General features: G+C 67.2%; 17 protein-coding genes and 1 pseudogene. 15 read left to right on the top strand and 3 right to left on the bottom strand.

Going from position 1 to position 15113, the window contains the following annotated elements:
* The first annotated feature begins 1 nt into the window (after position 1).
* Complete coding sequence (locus IEV83_RS07050; RefSeq protein WP_181759496.1) at positions 2–1384, top strand: aminotransferase-like domain-containing protein; 1383 nt, start codon at positions 2–4, stop codon at positions 1382–1384.
* 16 nt (positions 1385–1400) lie between these two features.
* On the opposite strand, the gene IEV83_RS07045 is transcribed toward IEV83_RS07050, so the two are convergent.
* Together IEV83_RS07045 and IEV83_RS20200 are read right to left on the bottom strand one after the other, a co-directional pair.
* A complete protein-coding gene (locus tag IEV83_RS07045) occupies positions 1401–2105 on the bottom strand; it encodes an RES family NAD+ phosphorylase (protein WP_244628082.1) in 705 nt (234 codons plus the stop codon).
* Complete coding sequence (locus IEV83_RS20200) at positions 2102–2515, bottom strand: MbcA/ParS/Xre antitoxin family protein (protein WP_181759495.1); 414 nt, start codon at positions 2513–2515, stop codon at positions 2102–2104. The genes IEV83_RS07045 and IEV83_RS20200 overlap by 4 nt, the downstream gene beginning before the upstream one ends.
* A gap of 281 nt (positions 2516–2796) precedes the next feature.
* Here IEV83_RS20200 and IEV83_RS20420 point away from each other — a divergent pair.
* From IEV83_RS20420 to IEV83_RS07025, 4 genes and pseudogenes are all read left to right on the top strand, one after another.
* Positions 2797–3003: pseudogene (locus IEV83_RS20420) on the top strand (hypothetical protein); the annotation flags it as partial.
* A complete protein-coding gene (locus tag IEV83_RS20195; RefSeq protein WP_209003314.1) occupies positions 2904–3518 on the top strand; it encodes a hypothetical protein in 615 nt (204 codons plus the stop codon). The pseudogene IEV83_RS20420 and the gene IEV83_RS20195, both read left to right, overlap by 100 nt.
* A 46-nt stretch (positions 3519–3564) precedes the next feature.
* Positions 3565–5376, top strand: a complete 1812-nt coding sequence (locus IEV83_RS07030) for a condensation domain-containing protein (protein ID WP_181759494.1) — start codon at positions 3565–3567, stop codon at positions 5374–5376.
* A gap of 185 nt (positions 5377–5561) precedes the next feature.
* Positions 5562–5837 carry a phosphopantetheine-binding protein gene (locus IEV83_RS07025; protein ID WP_181759493.1) on the top strand — a complete coding sequence of 92 codons (276 nt, stop codon included), beginning with the start codon at positions 5562–5564 and terminating at the stop codon, positions 5835–5837.
* A 173-nt stretch (positions 5838–6010) separates the two neighbouring features.
* On the opposite strand, the gene phnF is transcribed toward IEV83_RS07025, so the two are convergent.
* Positions 6011–6751, bottom strand: coding sequence for a phosphonate metabolism transcriptional regulator PhnF (phnF, locus tag IEV83_RS07020; RefSeq protein WP_181759492.1), 741 nt, complete (start codon positions 6749–6751; stop codon positions 6011–6013).
* 230 nt (positions 6752–6981) lie between these two features.
* Between phnF and phnG the strand changes: the two genes are divergently transcribed.
* The 10 genes from phnG (at position 6982) to phnN (ending at position 15037) form a co-directional block, all read left to right on the top strand.
* Positions 6982–7461, top strand: coding sequence for a phosphonate C-P lyase system protein PhnG (gene phnG, locus IEV83_RS07015; protein ID WP_244628081.1), 480 nt, complete (start codon positions 6982–6984; stop codon positions 7459–7461).
* The gene (phnH, locus tag IEV83_RS07010; protein ID WP_371873414.1) at positions 7461–8150 is read left to right on the top strand and encodes a phosphonate C-P lyase system protein PhnH; all 690 of its coding nucleotides are present in this window, start codon (positions 7461–7463) and stop codon (positions 8148–8150) included. The genes phnG and phnH overlap by 1 nt, the downstream gene beginning before the upstream one ends.
* Positions 8150–9283 (top strand): carbon-phosphorus lyase complex subunit, encoded by a 1134-nt coding sequence (locus tag IEV83_RS07005; RefSeq protein WP_181759491.1) that lies wholly within the window; start codon positions 8150–8152, stop codon positions 9281–9283. The genes phnH and IEV83_RS07005 overlap by 1 nt, the downstream gene beginning before the upstream one ends.
* Positions 9280–10197 carry an alpha-D-ribose 1-methylphosphonate 5-phosphate C-P-lyase PhnJ gene (locus IEV83_RS07000; RefSeq protein WP_181759490.1) on the top strand — a complete coding sequence of 306 codons (918 nt, stop codon included), beginning with the start codon at positions 9280–9282 and terminating at the stop codon, positions 10195–10197. Before IEV83_RS07005 ends, IEV83_RS07000 begins: the two co-directional genes overlap by 4 nt.
* Positions 10194–10985, top strand: a complete 792-nt coding sequence (gene phnK / locus IEV83_RS06995; protein ID WP_181759489.1) for a phosphonate C-P lyase system protein PhnK — start codon at positions 10194–10196, stop codon at positions 10983–10985. The genes IEV83_RS07000 and phnK overlap by 4 nt, the downstream gene beginning before the upstream one ends.
* A gap of 2 nt (positions 10986–10987) precedes the next feature.
* Positions 10988–11713: a phosphonate C-P lyase system protein PhnL gene (phnL, locus tag IEV83_RS06990; protein ID WP_181759488.1), complete on the top strand. Its 726-nt coding sequence runs from the start codon at positions 10988–10990 to the stop codon at positions 11711–11713.
* A gap of 24 nt (positions 11714–11737) precedes the next feature.
* Positions 11738–12385 carry a DapH/DapD/GlmU-related protein gene (locus IEV83_RS06985; protein ID WP_244628104.1) on the top strand — a complete coding sequence of 216 codons (648 nt, stop codon included), beginning with the start codon at positions 11738–11740 and terminating at the stop codon, positions 12383–12385.
* 186 nt (positions 12386–12571) lie between these two features.
* Positions 12572–13279, top strand: a complete 708-nt coding sequence (locus IEV83_RS06980; RefSeq protein WP_244628080.1) for a DUF1045 domain-containing protein — start codon at positions 12572–12574, stop codon at positions 13277–13279.
* A gap of 10 nt (positions 13280–13289) precedes the next feature.
* Positions 13290–14429, top strand: a complete 1140-nt coding sequence (locus IEV83_RS06975; RefSeq protein WP_181759487.1) for an alpha-D-ribose 1-methylphosphonate 5-triphosphate diphosphatase — start codon at positions 13290–13292, stop codon at positions 14427–14429.
* Positions 14430–14443: 14 nt separating this feature from the next.
* Positions 14444–15037, top strand: coding sequence for a phosphonate metabolism protein/1,5-bisphosphokinase (PRPP-forming) PhnN (gene phnN / locus IEV83_RS06970; protein ID WP_181759486.1), 594 nt, complete (start codon positions 14444–14446; stop codon positions 15035–15037).
* The last annotated feature ends 76 nt before the right edge of the window (positions 15038–15113 follow it).

Raw genomic sequence — 15113 nt, 5'->3', positions numbered from 1 at the left:
AATGACCAAAACCGAGCGGATCGTCGCGGATTTGCGGCGGCGGATTGAGGAGGGCGCCTTGCCGGTCGGGGCGCGGTTGCCGTCGATCCGCCGGGCGGCGGAGGAGTTCGGCGTGTCCAAGAACACCGCCGTGGAGGCCTATGACCGGCTGGTGTCGCTCGGTCTGGTGACCGCCCGCCAGGGGGCGGGGTTCACGGTGGCGGCGGCGGGGCGGGAGGCGCGCGGCGAGGCCGCGCCCCGGCATCTGGTGGATGCGGTGGACAGCGTGTCGCTGCTGCGTGCCCAGCTCGATCAGAACTACGAAATGCGGGTTGGCGACGGGCGTCCGCCGGCTTCGTGGATGCAAGGGGTGGTGCCCAAGCGCACCTTCGGCGCCTCCACCGAGGCGATCGCCGACAGTTCCGGCTATGGCTCGCCGAAGGGGTACAGTGGCCTGCGCGACATGATCGCCGCGCGCCACAGAGCGCAGAACATCGCGCTCGATCCGGAGCAGATCGTCACCACCTTCGGGGCGAATCACGCGCTCGACCTGATTGTTCGGCGCTATCTGGCGCCCGGCGACACGGTGCTGGTGGATGACCCGGGCTACTATCCGCTGTTCGCCAAGCTGAAGGTCGCGCAGGTGCGCTATGTGGGGGTGCGGCGGCTGGCCAATGGTCCGGATCTGGAGGATCTGCGTGCCAAGGCGGCGAGCGAGCGGCCGGCGCTGTTCTTCACCCAGTCGCTGGCGCAGAACCCGACCGGCAGTTCGATGGATCTGGCCTGCGCCCATGGTGTGCTGCAGGCGGCCGAGACCTTCGGATTTCGCGTGGTCGATGATGACCCGTTCGTCGACCTGCCGGGTGCGCGCGGGGTGCGGCTCGCCGCGCTCGACCAGTTTCGCAACGTGATTTTCGTTGGCACCTTCTCCAAGACCCTGTCGGCGAGTTTTCGCTCCGGCTATATCGCCGCGGCGCCGGAGATCGTCGACAAGCTGGCCGAGCTGAAGATGATCACCGTGGTCAACAGTTCGCGTTTTTCCGAGCTTCTGATCGCCGACATGATCCACAACCGGCGCTACCAGAAGCACCTGAAACGGGTGGCGGGGCGGATCGACGAGGCGGCGCGGCAGCTTGCCGCCGGCCTTGCCGGGCTGGGCCTCACCACCCTCGCCCCGCCGGGCCATGGCTATTACACCTATCTGCAATTGCCCGAGGGCTGGAGCGACCTGGAGTTCGCGCAAGCCGCCGCTCGTGACAGCATTTTCCTGGCGCCGGGCACGGTCTTTGCCGTCGATGAGGCGGGGCACCGGCCGGGCCTGCGGATCAACATCGCCCGGGCGGGCGATCCCCGGTTCCTGCGCTTTCTGCGCAAAACCCTGTCGGGTGTGGGGCGGTCAGGGTAGATGGGCGCGAATGGCGTCAGATCCGGTCCATGGCCGGGGTCCGCTCGCCGGCCCAGGTGAAGCACCAGGTCGCGCCCTGACGAATGTTCTGAACCAGATTGGGACGGAAGGCGGCAAGGCACAGGCCCTGGCTTGCCCGCGCCGACGGGTAGAGCACCCCCGCCGAGCCGGTCTGGCGCAGGTTCTGGGCCAGCACCTGGCCGGCGGGATAGGCGGTGTCCGGATCGGCGCCGAGGAAGGGGGCGCCGGCAAGCCCCCTGAGGTCATGCATCCGGGTGGTGAAGCCGGCATGGAGCTCCCGGTAACAGGTGACATTGTCATAGACCTCGGTCGCGTCGAGCTCCCGGGTCAGGTGCCAGGCCACCTCGGCCCGGGCCGTGGGGCCGGCGTTCGGGCCAAAGGTGGCGTACCAGGCGCCGCGCTCCGGTCCGTTGAAGCGGTTGCCGGTGGCGCGGGTGTAGCAGAAGGCGGCGTTGATGTAGCTCCAGCCATAGCCATGGGCCTCGGTCAGAAGCTCCTCCGGCAGCAGGCCGGCGGGCAGCGGCATGGCCAGGACACGGCGGCGTGAGGTCAGTCCTTCCAGTGCCTCCAGCACGGCCAAGTCCTCCGCCGTGTCCGCGAGCGGGGCCATGGCCGGCTCGTCGATATGGGCGGTGGCGATCAGGCGGATGGTGTCCGGGTCGGTGAAGTCGGTTTGCGGAATGTCCGGCCAGTCGGTCAATTGCCACCTCGCAGGGCATCGATATGCTGGCGCACCTGCATCATCGCCGGGATGCCGCCGCGGATCATGATCTCCGCCGGGCTGCGGCCGCCGAACAGCGGGCCGGCATTGTCGGTGCGCACCCAGCCGAAGGTCAGCGGGCCGTTGAACAGCAGGCGCAGGCCCTTGTAGATGCCGATCAGCAGACTGGCCCGGGTCACTTTGTCCTGATCGAGGTTGCCGTTGAAGCTCTCCGCCTTCATCCGGTTCCAGGTGGCGACGGGCACATCGAACAGTGCCGCGCCCTCCGCGTTGGTCAGGCCCCAGGCCTCGGTTGCGCGTACCACCGCCTTGACGATGGCGGCGACCTGGTCCCGGTCCCGGATTGGCGCCATGCGCTCCGGCTGTGGCAAGGGGGCGGAGGCGGGCATCACAAGCCTCGTTCATGGATCATATGGAACATAATTTATGATCATATGATGAAATTGCAAGGGGCGCGACTGCCGTCACCCGCATGGTGCGGCGCCTGAAGGCTGCGCTGCGTAAGGAAGGTAAATGTAACTCGGGGGTGTTTTTGTAAAAAATACTATTTGAGGTATAAATCCTGGCTTGTAAGCTGAAAAGGCTAATTTCTGAAAATCACCACTCAATGAAATAATGTTTTCATTCGGGGGGCGATATGGAAATTCTGGGTGGCTAGCCTGTTCATGATCTTGTTGGCATCGGATTCGGCCCTTCAAATCTCGCAATTGCCGTAGCGGCGCGGAGGAGATCCTCAAGGATATCGGCCCGCGCCGGGGCAATGGCCGCGCCGAGCCGGTGCTGCCGGGCGGGCAGGCGGATGCGGCGGCCGCCGCATCTGCCCCCTTCGATTGCGCGCGGGTTCAGGTTGAGTTGCACCGGGCCGGTTCGGAGATGATGCGCGGGGCGCATGAGCTATGCGCCAAGGCCAATGACGCGCTGGCGGCGCCACATGCGCAGATGAATGCCGCCATTGCCGAGCGCACCAACGTGCTGCAGCGCGAGATGTTCGAGGCGTTTCAGCGGGCGCAGGCCAGCCGGATGGCGGCGAGCCAGAGCGGCGAGGCGATGCCGTTGCCGGAGCTGGTGGCGGCGAAGGCGGCCTATTGGAAGCTGCAAACCACCTTGTGCAATCTGACCGTACTCGATCCGGCCGCCAGCGATGCCTATGCGGCGTATCTCGCCAGCGAGGCGGAGATCCGCGCCGGCTACAGCCGGGAGATGGCCAGCCTGCAGGAGGACCACGACGGGCGGATGCAGGAGATCTTCGGTGTGGTGGAGGCCGCGGATCTGAGTGCGCAGGACCGGGCACAGGTTGCCGGCTTGCGGGCCTGGTACGCCAGCGGATCCATGGCGGGCCCCATGGCTGGCGGGATGACCGGCATCGCCGGCATGACTGGCGGCATGTGCTGAGTACCGCCGATATCACCACCTGCGGGCAATCAGGATTGGAACGCCAATGAGCGAGGGCGCCGTCACCCAAGGGGAGGGGCCGGAGAGGCCAGAGCCGTCAGGGCGGCCAGAGCAGCCAGAGCAGGCAGCGGCGCGGGGGCTGCGGCCCTTGTCCTTTGCCCAGGAGCGGCTGTGGTTTCTCGACCGCTACAATCCGAACTCGCCGCTCTACAATCTTCCGGCCTATCTGCCGATCCCCGATGCGGCGCCGGAGGATCTGGTGCGCGCGGCCATCGAGATCATCGCCGGGCGACACGAGACGATCCGCACCCGCTTCGTGGCGGTGAATGGCAAGCCGTATCAGGAGGTGGTTGCCGATGCGTCGATCGAGCTGGACACCCGGACCTTTGCCGAGACACTGCCCGATGACGCCTTCAACGGCGAATTGTTCCAGGCGCTGAAGGCCATCGGCGACCGGACGTTCGATCTTTCCGAGGCGCCCTTGATGCGGGCGGCTCTGCTGCGGCGCGGAGGGCGGGACGCCTATCCCGTCTATTGCATTCACCACATCGTTTCCGACGGCTGGTCGATCGGGGTGTTCCAGCGCGAGTTCACGGCGGCCTATCAGGCGCTGAAAAGCGGGGCGAGGCCGGCCCTGCCGGATCTGCCGATCAGCTACGTCGCCTATGCGGCGCGGCAGCGGGCGGAATTGTCCGGGGAGCGGGTCCAGCGGCGGCTGGCGGTCTGGAAAGAGCGGCTGGCCGGGCTCGATCTGGTGTTGCCGCTGCCGGCCGACCGGCCGCGCCCGGCTCATCTGACCTTCGCCGGGGCGGCCCAGAGCTTCGCGCTCGACCCGGAGGCCAGCGGCCGGCTCGCCGAGCATGCCAGGCGCTGGGGCGTGACCCCCTTCATGCTCTTTCTCGCCGCCTTCAAGGTGCTGTTGTTCCGCTACACCCACAAGCGGGAGGTGATCGTCGGCTGTCCGACGGCGGCGCGCACCACCACCGACATCGAGCCGCTGATCGGCTTTTTCGTCAACAGCATGATCCTGAAGACGGATCTCGGCTCCGAGATGACGTTCCGCGAGGCGGTGCAGGCGGTGCGCGAGACCACCTTGACCGCGCTCACCGACGAGGATCTGCCGTTTGAAAAGATCGTCGAGACGGTGCAGCCGGTGCGCAGCGCCAACATCAACCCGATCTTTCAGGCGATGTTCGATTTCCAGGGCACGACCATCGCCAGGGATGCGCCGCGCTACGAGGCGCCGGCACGGTCGGTTAATACCAGCACCTCGAAATTCGATCTGACCCTGCAGATGCAGACGCCCGGCGACCGGCTCCTGAGCTATTCTGAGCTGAATGCCCGGGCCAACCGGTTCGCACGGGCCTTGCGGGCGCGCAATCTTCCTGAAGGCGCGATCATTGCCATCTGCGTGGATGGGGCGCTGGAGCTGCCGGTGGTGGTGTTCGGAATTCTCAAGGCCGGCTATGCCTATCTGGCGCTGGACCCGCGCTATCCGGACGGGCGGATCGCCTTCATGCTGGAGGATTGCGCAGCGGCGCTGGTGGTGACCCAGTCGGAGCTGGCCGCACGGTTCACCGAGGGGCCGCCGGTGCTTTGCGTCGATCCGGGCGACGATTTTGGCGCGGATACTGGCGCGGATTTTGGCAACGATCCGGGGGCGGCGGAGCGGGACGCGGAAAATCTCGCCCTTTGCCGCCATCCGCGCAGCCTTGCCTATGTGATTTACACCTCCGGCTCCACCGGGCGGCCCAAGGGGGTGATGATCGAGCATCAGAGCGCTGCCAATCTGATCACCCAGACGATTGGAATCTTCGGCCTCGGTCCCGGCGACCGGGTGCTGCAATTCTCCTCCTGATGTCTCGGTGCGGGAAATCTTCGAGGCGCTGTTGTCCGGCGCAGCGCTGGTGCTGGCGCCGCGCGCGCAGCTTCCGGCCGGCGAGGAGCTTCTCGATCTGTTCGAGAGGGAGCGGATCACCGCCGTTACCCTGCCGCCCTCGCTGTGGAGCAGCCTGCGTCATCGGCCCTTGCCGCATTTGCGCTGTGCCGTCTCCGGCGGAACGGGAGGTTGCCGCGGTCTGGCAGGAGGTTCTGGACCTGGAAGGGCTTGGCGTTCACGACAACTTCTTCGAGCTTGGCGGGCAGTCGCTGCTCGCCGCCCAGATCGTCACCCGGCTGAATGATCGGGTTGGGAGCGGCATTGCGCTGCGGCAGATCTTCGAGACGCCGACCATTGCCGGGCTCGCCGCCGCTCTGTCGACGGACGCTGGCGAGGCTCAGCCGGGATCGGCTCCGCCGGGGAGCGCGGCGGCCCAATGAGCGTGGGGGCGGTGCATACGCTGGTCTGCCTGCCGCCCGCCGGGGCGAGCAGCGCCTATTTTCAGGGGTGGCAGGCGGCGGTGCGCGAGACGATTGCCGCTGTCGAGCCCTGACCGGAACGCGCGTTGCGACGGGCTGTCCTCGAGGCGGTCGTTTTCTGGTGGGTCTGGTTTCTAGATCTCCCCGGGCATCCTGACCGAGAGGGTCACCCTGTCGGCGGCAAAGCGGCTGCGGCTGTACTGGACCGGCCCGCCGCCAACCTCGCCGTTGACCGAAAGGGTCAGCAGCACGACGGCGCCGGGCTCCAGGTCGAGATCCTGCCGGTCGGCGGCGCTGGCCGGGGCGGCGGTGATATCGGTGAACAGCCGCACGTAATCCTCCACCCCACAGGCCGCCAGTGCCCGGGTGATCGAGCCGAACGCCCGGTAGTGGTCGGGCAGGTGCGCGAAGCGGGTTGCCTCGAACCAGTGGGTTGCCCGCGAGAGCGGGGTGCCATCGGCCTCGCCGAGCATGTCCAGCCGCAAGACCGGGGCATCCGGCGCAAGGTGGAGCGCCTCGGCAACCGGCGCGGATGCCGGTTCGATCCGGCTTTCCAGCCCACGGGAGCGGGTGCGCGCGACCTGCCCCTCAAGCCCGGCGGAAAACCGGGTGCGCGGACCGATGGGATAGCTCAGGCGCTTGCGGGCGACGACGAAGCTGCCGCGCCCTTGTGTTGTGTCGATCATGCCATCGCGGGCAAGGGCGGCAAGGGCGGCGCGGACCGTGTGCCGGTTGACGCCGAACTGGGTGGCCAGGGCCGCTTCCGTCGGCAGCTTGCCGGTGTCCTCATAGGCACCGTTGCCAATCGCCGCGCGAATGTCATCGGCGATCTGGCGCCAGAGCGCGATGCCGGTGCGTCGTTCAAGGCTGCTCATGGATGGGTCTTCTCTCCACTGGCGAGCGGATCGCCGATCAGTGCCCGCCCTGTCGCAAAAGGTCATGACAGTGTCACAAGGAGAGACTACATTACCGCAATGTTGGTTGTCTATAGAACTAGACAAATAAGAGATGAACGCAGCGCTGAAGGGGTTCGCTTCAAGCAAGGAGCGAAGCGCCATCGGTGCGGGCCGGGCGAGAGGGTGCGCGCAATGCGGGGATTTTCAGGATGACGGAGCGGGTGGACGCGGCCTCGCCGGCGGATGTGCCGGGTGGTGACTTGAAGCTGTTGATGGACGTGCTTGCCGCCGCGCCGCGCGCCGAGATCGAGGCCTGTGTCGCGGCGCTCGGGGATCTGCCCGAGGCGGTGCCGGTGCGCGGGCCTGAAACCGGACTTGTCATGGTGCGTGGGCGCATTGGCGGCGACGGTGCCCCCTTCAATCTTGGCGAGGCGGCGGTGACCCGCGCCAGCGTCCGGCTGGCGGACGGGTCGGTCGGCCATGCCTATGCGCTTGGGCAGGATCGGGCGAAGGCCAGCCTGTCGGCGCGGCTGGCGGCGGCTTGGGTGCAAGGAGACTTGCGGTCCGAGATCGAGACGCTGGTGCGCGATCCGCTGATGGCGACGCGGGCCGCCGAGGTGTCGCAGGTCAAGCGCGAGGCGGCAGCGACCAAGGTCGAGTTTTTCACGATGGTGCGGGGAGACGACTGATGACCCATTCTGCGCAAGCCTCCGCCTCACAGGCCCCGTCTTCCCAATCTGCAGTTTCCATGTCCGCTGCCTGTGTCGAGGGCGGCTTTTCCGATCCGGTGATGGAAGCGCAGGTTGCGTTTCGCGCGCTGATGGATGCAACGGCGCGTCCGGGCAGCCTGTGCGATCTGCCCGGCTCGTTGGCCCCGCCCGCGCCCTTGCCGGAGGGGCTCGGGGCGGTCGCCCTGACCCTGTGCGATCCGGATACGCCGGTGTGGCTCGCGCCGGCCTATGACACGCCGGAGGTGCGCGGCTGGCTGGCGTTCCATTGCGCCTGTCCCCTGGTCACGGAGCCCGCGGAGAGTGTCTTCGCCTTTGCCCCGGCCGGTGCCGATTGCCCGCCGCTGACGGCCTTCAATTCCGGCACCCAGGAATATCCCGACCGCTCCACCACGCTGGTGCTGGCGGTCGAGGCACTGGAAGGCGGCGCGCCGCTTAATCTTGAAGGGCCGGGCATCCGCTCCCGCGAAACGCTGGCGGCCGCTGGTCTGCCGGAGGGTTTTGTCGCTCAGCGGGCGGAGAACCGCGCGCTGTTCCCGCGCGGCAGCGATCTTCTTCTGGTGGCCGGTTTGAGGGGTTGTGCCCTGCCGCGCACCACCCGCGTCACCGCCGCATCGACCGGCACGTCAACCGATGAGGGGGCTGAATAATGTATGTGGCAGTCAAGGGCGGCGAGGCCGCCATCGCCAATGCGCACAAGCTTCTGGGCGACCGCCGGCGCGGCAATCGCGACCTTCCGTCGATCACGCTGGACCAGTTGGTCGGGCAGCTGTCGTTGGCCGTCGACCGGGTGATGGCGGAAGCCTCGCTCTATGCGCCGCATCTGGCCGCTCTGGCGGTCAAGCAGGCGCGTGGCGACATGATCGAGGCGATCTTCCTGCTTCGCGCCTACCGCACCACGCTGCCGCGTTTCGGCGCCTCCCGACCAGTGGAAACCGGCGAGATGGTGGCCGAGCGACGGGTGTCGGCGACCTTCAAGGACCTGCCCGGCGGGCAGGTGCTCGGCCCGACCTTCGACTACACCCATCGGTTGCTCGATCCGGAGCTTGCCGGCGACGGTGAGGTTGAAGCGGCGCTGCTCAGTGAGACCGACGGCGAGCCGCTGATGCGGGTCACCGACATTCTCGCCCATGAGGACATCATCGAAAGCTCCCGGGGCGCGGGCGGGGACACGCCCCTGCCGGAAGAGCCGAGCGGCGACCTGACGCGCGAGCCGCTGGAGTTCCCGATGCAGCGGGATCAGCGCCTGCAGGCGCTGGCGCGCGGCGACGAGGGCTTCCTGCTGTCGCTCGGCTATTCCACCCAGCGCGGCTATGGCCGCACCCATCCCTTCGTCGGCGAGATCCGCATGGGTGAGGTCGAGGTGGAACTGGATGTGCCGGAGCTGGGCTTTGCCGTTTCGCTCGGCACCATCAAGGTCACCGAATGCCAGATGGTGACCCAGTTCGCCGGATCGGCCAAGGCGCCGCCGCAGTTCACCCGGGGATACGGGCTTGTCTTCGGCCAGTCCGAGCGCAAGGCCATGTCGATGGCCCTGGTGGATCGGGCGCTGCGGGCGGACGAGTTCGGCGAGGACCGGCTGGCGCCGGCGCAGGACGAGGAATTCGTCATCTCCCATTCGGATAACGTGCAGGCCACCGGCTTCGTGGAGCATCTGAAACTGCCGCATTACGTCGACTTCCAGGCCGAACTGGATCTGGTCCGGCGCATGCGCGGCGAGTTCGAGGCGCGCGAGGCGGCCAGCCTTGAGACTGACAACGCGAGCCGGGAGGCAGCGGAATGACCGGACAGGCACAGGATATCGCCGGCGGCATGGCCGCCTACAACTTCGCCTATCTCGATGAGCAGACCAAGCGGATGATCCGCCGGGCGATCCTCAAGGGCATCGCCATTCCCGCCTATCAGGTGCCCTTCGCCAGCCGCGAGATGCCGATGCCCTATGGCTGGGGTACGGGCGGGGTGCAGGTGACCGCTTCGATCATCGGCCGCGACGACACGCTGAAGGTGATCGACCAGGGCGCCGACGACACCACCAATGCGGTGTCGATCCGCGCCTTCTTCCAGAAGGTCGCCGATGTGGCGGTGACGACGCGCACCCGTGAGGCGAGCGTGATCCAGACCCGCCACCGCATTCCCGAGGAGCCGCTGACCGTCTCCCAGGTGCTGGTCTATCAGGTGCCGATCCCCGAGCCCCTGCGCTTTCTGGAGCCGCGCGAGACCGAGACCCGCAAGATGCATGCGCTGGAGGAATACGGCCTCATGCATGTGAAGCTTTACGAGGATATCGCCCGGCACGGCCATATCGCCACCACCTATGCCTATCCGGTGCTGGTCGACGACCGCTATGTGATGGATCCCTCGCCGACGCCGAAATTCGACAATCCGAAGATGGATATGTGCCCGGCGCTGCAGCTCTTCGGCGCGGGCCGGGAAAAGCGGATCTACGCCATCCCGCCCTACACCCGGGTCGTCAGCCTCGATTTCGAGGACCATCCCTTCGAGGTGCAGCGGTTCGAGGAGCCTTGCGCTCTTTGTGCGGCCCGCGACGTCTATCTCGATGAAGTGATCCTCGATGACAAGGGCGGGCGCATGTTCGTCTGTTCCGACACCGATCACTGCGAAGAGCGGCGGGCCGCCGGTAATCGTGGCCATCTGGCCGCCGAGGAAGCCTATGCAACGACGGAGGCGGCGCAATGAGCGGACCGCGTGAGGATGATCAGCCGCTTCTGTCCGTGCGCGGGCTGGGCAAGCGCTATGGCGACCGGATCGGTTGCCGCGATGTGAGTTTCGACGTGTGGCCGGGCGAGGTTCTGGCGATCGTCGGCGAATCCGGATCGGGCAAGACCACCTTGCTCAACTGCATCTCCACCCGGCTGGAGCCGACGACGGGCGCGGTGCGCTATCGTCTGCGCGATGGGCAGGAGCGCGATCTCTACGAGATGAGCGAGGCGGAACGGCGTCTCCTGATGCGCACCGACTGGGGCTTTGTGCATCAGAACCCGGCCGATGGCCTGCGCATGAGCGTTTCGGCCGGCGCCAATGTGGGCGAACGGCTGATGGCGGTCGGTCAGCGCCACTACGGCAACATTCGCGGCACGGCGGCGAACTGGCTGGAGCGGGTGGAAATCGCCGAGGACCGGATCGACGACCGGCCGCGCGACTTTTCCGGCGGCATGCGCCAGCGTCTGCAGATCGCCCGGAACCTGGTCACCGGTCCGCGTCTTGTCTTCATGGACGAGCCGACCGGCGGTCTCGATGTGTCGGTGCAGGCGCGGCTTCTCGATCTCGTGCGCGGTCTCGTCGCCGATCTGGGACTGGCGGCGATTGTCGTGACCCACGATCTGGCGGTGGCCCGGCTGTTGTCGCACCGGATGATCGTGATGAAGGACGGGGCCGTCATCGAGGCCGGGTTGACCGACCGGGTGCTCGACGACCCGCAGGCGCCCTACACCCAGCTTCTCGTTTCCTCGATCCTTCAGGTGTGACCATGACCGCACAGGCACAACAGGCGGCGCCCGTCGCCGTTTCCGTCGAGGCGCTGGCGAAGCGCTTCACCATGCATCTTCAGGGCGGGATCGAACTGCCGGTGGTGGAGAACGTCACCTTCAGCGTTGCCAAGGGCGAGTGCGTCGTCCTCGGCGGTCCGTCCGGCGCGGGCAAAAGCTCCGTGATGAAAATGCTTTACGGCAACTATGCCGCTGGCGGCGGGGCGATTCTGGTCCGCCATCATGGCGAGATGGTCGATCTCGTCAGCGCCGATCCGCGCCAGGTGATCGCCATGCGGCGCGACACCATCGGTTACGTCAGCCAGTTCCTGAGAACGGTGCCCCGGGTCAGTGCGCTCGACCTGGTGGCTGAACCGCTGATCGCGCGCGGGACGGATTCGGAGGAAGCGCGGGAGCGGGCGCGTGTGCTGATGGCCCGGCTCAATGTGCCGGAGCGGCTGTGGTCGTTGCCGCCGGCAACCTTTTCCGGTGGTGAGCAGCAGCGGATCAACATCGCCCGCGGGTTTATCACCGATCATCCGGTGCTGTTGCTCGATGAGCCGACCGCGTCGCTCGATGCTCTGAACCGGGAAATCGTCATGGCGATGATCGCGGAGAAGAAGGCCGCCGGGGTCGCACAGATCGGCATTTTCCACGATGCGGATGTGCGCGACGCGGTCGCCGACCGGATCATCGACATGCGCCAGTTCGCCGCTGCGGCGGCCTAGGAACAGGGGGATATCGTGACGGGCATCACCGCAGCCGCGCCGGCGACGACGCGCCTTTCCGACGAACCGTTGGTGCATGAAACGGCCGAGGTCAAGGACAGCCGTCTTGGCCGCTACACCGAGATTGCCGAGCGGGTGCGCATCAGCGAGACCGAGTTCGGCGATTATTCCTATGCGATGTGGGACACCACCATCTGGTGCGCGACGATCGGCAAATTCGCCAATATCGCTGCAAGCGTGCGCATTAATGCACCAAATCACCCGCTGGAACGTGCAACTTTGCATCATTTCACCTATCGAGCGAACGACTACTGGCCGGGTGCGGATCAGGATGCGACGGTCTTCGCCTGGCGGCGGGAAAACCGGGTGGTGATCGGCAACGATGTGTGGATCGGTCACGGCGCCACCGTCCTGCCGGGCGTCACCATTGGCGATGGCGCGGCAATTGGCGCCGGCGCGGTCGTCAGCCGCGATGTCGCCCCCTACACCATCGTCGGCGGGGTGCCGGCCAAGGTGATCCGCGAGCGCTTTCCCGCCGATATCGCCCGGCGGATGGCCCGGCTCGCCTGGTGGGACTGGGACCATGACCGGCTGGGCGCGGCGCTGGAGGATTTCCGCACATGCGACGCGGAAACCTTCCTTGCCCGCCATGAAGGCGCGGTGCCGGCCTGACGTCCGGCGCGCCGGACGGGCTGTCGGAAAACGGTCATGAAACCGAATTTCGACTGTCATGAAAGGGCTCTACGGCAGCGGGACCTTGCCCCGCCTCCGACCTGCCCGACGCCTTGAGCGAAACGGCCTGTTCCCCGCTGCCCTCGTGGTGGGCGGGGGGACGGGGACAGGAAACAACCGATACGGATGATCATGCGCTACGCCATCTATTTTACCCCGCCCGCCGAGCATCCGCTGGTCCTGCGCGCCGAGGAATGGCTCGGCCGCAGTGCCTTCGGCCGGAACGTGCTGCCGACGGAGATCGGCGGCCTGACGCCGGCAGCGCGGGCGGAGCGGGTGACTGATCCGGCGCGCTACGGATTTCACGGCACGCTGAAGGCGCCGTTCCGCCTGGCGGAGGGCTCCAGCGAAGCGGACCTGATTGCCGCGCTTGACGATTTTGCCGCCAAAACGCCCCGGTTGCCGCTGCCTTTGCGGCTTTCCGCGCTCGATGGGTTTCTGGCGCTGACGCCGGCAGGCGATGCCGCCGCGCTCAATGGTCTTGCCGGCGCGGTGGTGCGCGGTTTCGACCGGTTCCGCGCAGCCATGACCCCGGCGGAGCGGGCCCGACGTCGGCCGGAGCGGCTCGATGCGGTGCAACTGCGCCACCTCGACGACTGGGGCTACCCTTATGTGTTTGATGCCTTCCGCTTCCACATGACCCTGACCGGGCGGCTCGATGCGCCGGCGACCGAAGAAACCCTGGCTGCGCTCGCCCCGCATTTTGCTGAGGCGCTCACGGCCGATCTCGTCATCGATCATCTGGCGCTGTTCCGGGAGCCTCAGCCCGGTGCGCCCTTCAGCTGTCTCCACCTTGCTCCCTTGACGGGCGCTGTTCGTCCGATACCTGCCTGAAAGACCGATTATGGAAACGATCTTCACCAATGCCCGCATTGTCCTTGGCGATCAGGTGATCGACGGATCGCTGCATCTCAAGGATGGCCGGATCGCCGGGATCGACACGGGCGCCTCGGCCTCAGCCTCGGCGCGGGACATGGAGGGCGATTACCTGATCCCCGGTCTGGTGGAGCTGCACACCGACCATCTGGAGACCCACTACACGCCGCGGCCGAAGGTGTTCTGGAACCCGGTCGCCGCTGTCTGTGCCCATGATGCGCAGATCGCGACCAGCGGCATCACCACCGTGTTCGACGCGCTGAGGGTCGGGCTCGACGACGAGGCCGGGGTGACCAGCACCGACATGCGCCGCCTTGCCGATGCCATCGAAAACGGCGTCGAGCGTGGCCGGTTGCGGGCGGATCACTTCATTCACCTGCGCTGCGAGGTGTCCGCGCCCAATTGCATCGAGGGGTTCGAGGCCTTTGCCGGAGACCGCCGGGTGAAGCTGGCCTCGCTGATGGATCATTCCCCGGGGCAGCGTCAGTTCGTCAGCCTGGAGGCCTATGCCATCTACTACAAGGGCAAGAACAAGATGTCCGACGCGGAGTTCAACGACTTCTGCGAGCGGCGGATGGCGCAGGCGGCGCGCTACTCCGAGCCCAACCGGATGGCGGTGGCCGAAAGCGCGCGGGCGCAAGGCATCATGCTGGCCAGCCACGACGATGCCACCACCGCGCATGTGGAGGAGGCGGCGGAGCTGGGAACGAAGGTGGCGGAGTTCCCGACCACGATGGAGGCGGCCCGCGCCTCGCACGAAAAGGGCATGGCGGTGCTGATGGGCGCGCCGAACGTGGTCCGGGGCGGGTCACATTCGGGCAATATCTCGGCGCGGGATCTGGCCGGCGCCGGCGTGCTCGACATTCTCTCCTCCGACTACATTCCCTTCAGCCTGATCCAGGCGGCGTTCTTTCTCGGCGATGTGGTGGAGGAGGTCAGCCTGCCGCAGGCGGTCGCCATGGTGACGCGCAACCCGGCCGCCGCCGCCGGTCTCGATGACCGGGGCGAGATCGCCATCGGCAAGAACGCCGATCTGGTGCGGGTACGGGTGGAAGAGCACATTCCGATCGTGCGCCGGGTCTGGCGCCGGGGCGAGCGGGTGGCGTGAGCGGGGCAGGGCAGATGGCAACCCTTGACGCCCGCGCGCCGGGACCGCTGATCGTCGTCGTCGGTCCGAGCGGCGTCGGCAAGGATAGCCTGCTGGCGGCGGCCCGGGCGGCTTATGCCGGCCGGCCGGAGATGCTGTTCGTCCGCCGGGCGATCACCCGCCCGGCCTCGGGGGATGCGGAAGACCACCTGCCGATGAGCGCCGCCGACTTCGAGGCGACGCTGGCGCGTGGCGGTTTTTGTCTTGCCTGGCGGGCGCATGGGCTGGCCTATGGCTTGCCGGCCGCCTTGCGGGCGCATCTCGACGCCGGACGGCCTGCGGTGGTCAACGGCTCGCGCCGGGCCTTGCCGGAAATGGCAGAGTGCTTTGAGAACCTGGCCATCCTGTCGGTGACGGCAAGGCCGGAGGTTCTGGCCGCCCGGCTGGCCGGGCGGGGACGGGAAAGCGCTGAGGAGATCGCCGCCCGGGTGGCCCGTGCCGCGCCGGTGCCGCCCGTTGCGCCGATCCGCGAGATCGACAACAGCGGCAGCCTTGAGGCTGCGGTGCCGCGCTTCATTGATGCAATTGCCGCGTTTTCCGGTCTGGAGCCTCTGCCGCGAACGGCGTGACGCGCTGTCGCCCTGCCATTGACGCAGGCAAAGGCGTCCTGCCGGACGCAAGCGCCAGCGGCGATCGGGGAGCGGC

It is taken from the genome of Stappia taiwanensis (genome assembly GCF_014635285.1).
Lineage (GTDB): Bacteria > Pseudomonadota > Alphaproteobacteria > Rhizobiales > Stappiaceae > Stappia > Stappia taiwanensis.
The sequence above is the reverse complement of the archived record's forward strand: the minus strand, read 5'-3'. Positions and strand labels throughout refer to the sequence as shown.

Excerpts from the sequence above, each read along its gene's own strand:
- IEV83_RS07050 (WP_181759496.1), top strand. The coding sequence starts at position 2 with ATGACCAAAACCGAGCGGATCGTCGCGGATTTGCGGCGGCGGATTGAG.
- IEV83_RS20200 (WP_181759495.1), bottom strand. The coding sequence starts at position 2,515 with ATGCCCGCCTCCGCCCCCTTGCCACAGCCGGAGCGCATGGCGCCAATC.
- IEV83_RS07030 (WP_181759494.1), top strand. The coding sequence starts at position 3,565 with ATGAGCGAGGGCGCCGTCACCCAAGGGGAGGGGCCGGAGAGGCCAGAG.
- phnF (WP_181759492.1), bottom strand. The coding sequence starts at position 6,751 with ATGAGCAGCCTTGAACGACGCACCGGCATCGCGCTCTGGCGCCAGATC.
- phnG (WP_244628081.1), top strand. The coding sequence starts at position 6,982 with ATGACGGAGCGGGTGGACGCGGCCTCGCCGGCGGATGTGCCGGGTGGT.
- phnH (WP_371873414.1), top strand. The coding sequence starts at position 7,461 with ATGACCCATTCTGCGCAAGCCTCCGCCTCACAGGCCCCGTCTTCCCAA.
- IEV83_RS07005 (WP_181759491.1), top strand. The coding sequence starts at position 8,150 with ATGTATGTGGCAGTCAAGGGCGGCGAGGCCGCCATCGCCAATGCGCAC.
- IEV83_RS07000 (WP_181759490.1), top strand. The coding sequence starts at position 9,280 with ATGACCGGACAGGCACAGGATATCGCCGGCGGCATGGCCGCCTACAAC.
- phnK (WP_181759489.1), top strand. The coding sequence starts at position 10,194 with ATGAGCGGACCGCGTGAGGATGATCAGCCGCTTCTGTCCGTGCGCGGG.
- phnL (WP_181759488.1), top strand. The coding sequence starts at position 10,988 with ATGACCGCACAGGCACAACAGGCGGCGCCCGTCGCCGTTTCCGTCGAG.
- IEV83_RS06980 (WP_244628080.1), top strand. The coding sequence starts at position 12,572 with ATGATCATGCGCTACGCCATCTATTTTACCCCGCCCGCCGAGCATCCG.
- IEV83_RS06975 (WP_181759487.1), top strand. The coding sequence starts at position 13,290 with ATGGAAACGATCTTCACCAATGCCCGCATTGTCCTTGGCGATCAGGTG.
- phnN (WP_181759486.1), top strand. The coding sequence starts at position 14,444 with ATGGCAACCCTTGACGCCCGCGCGCCGGGACCGCTGATCGTCGTCGTC.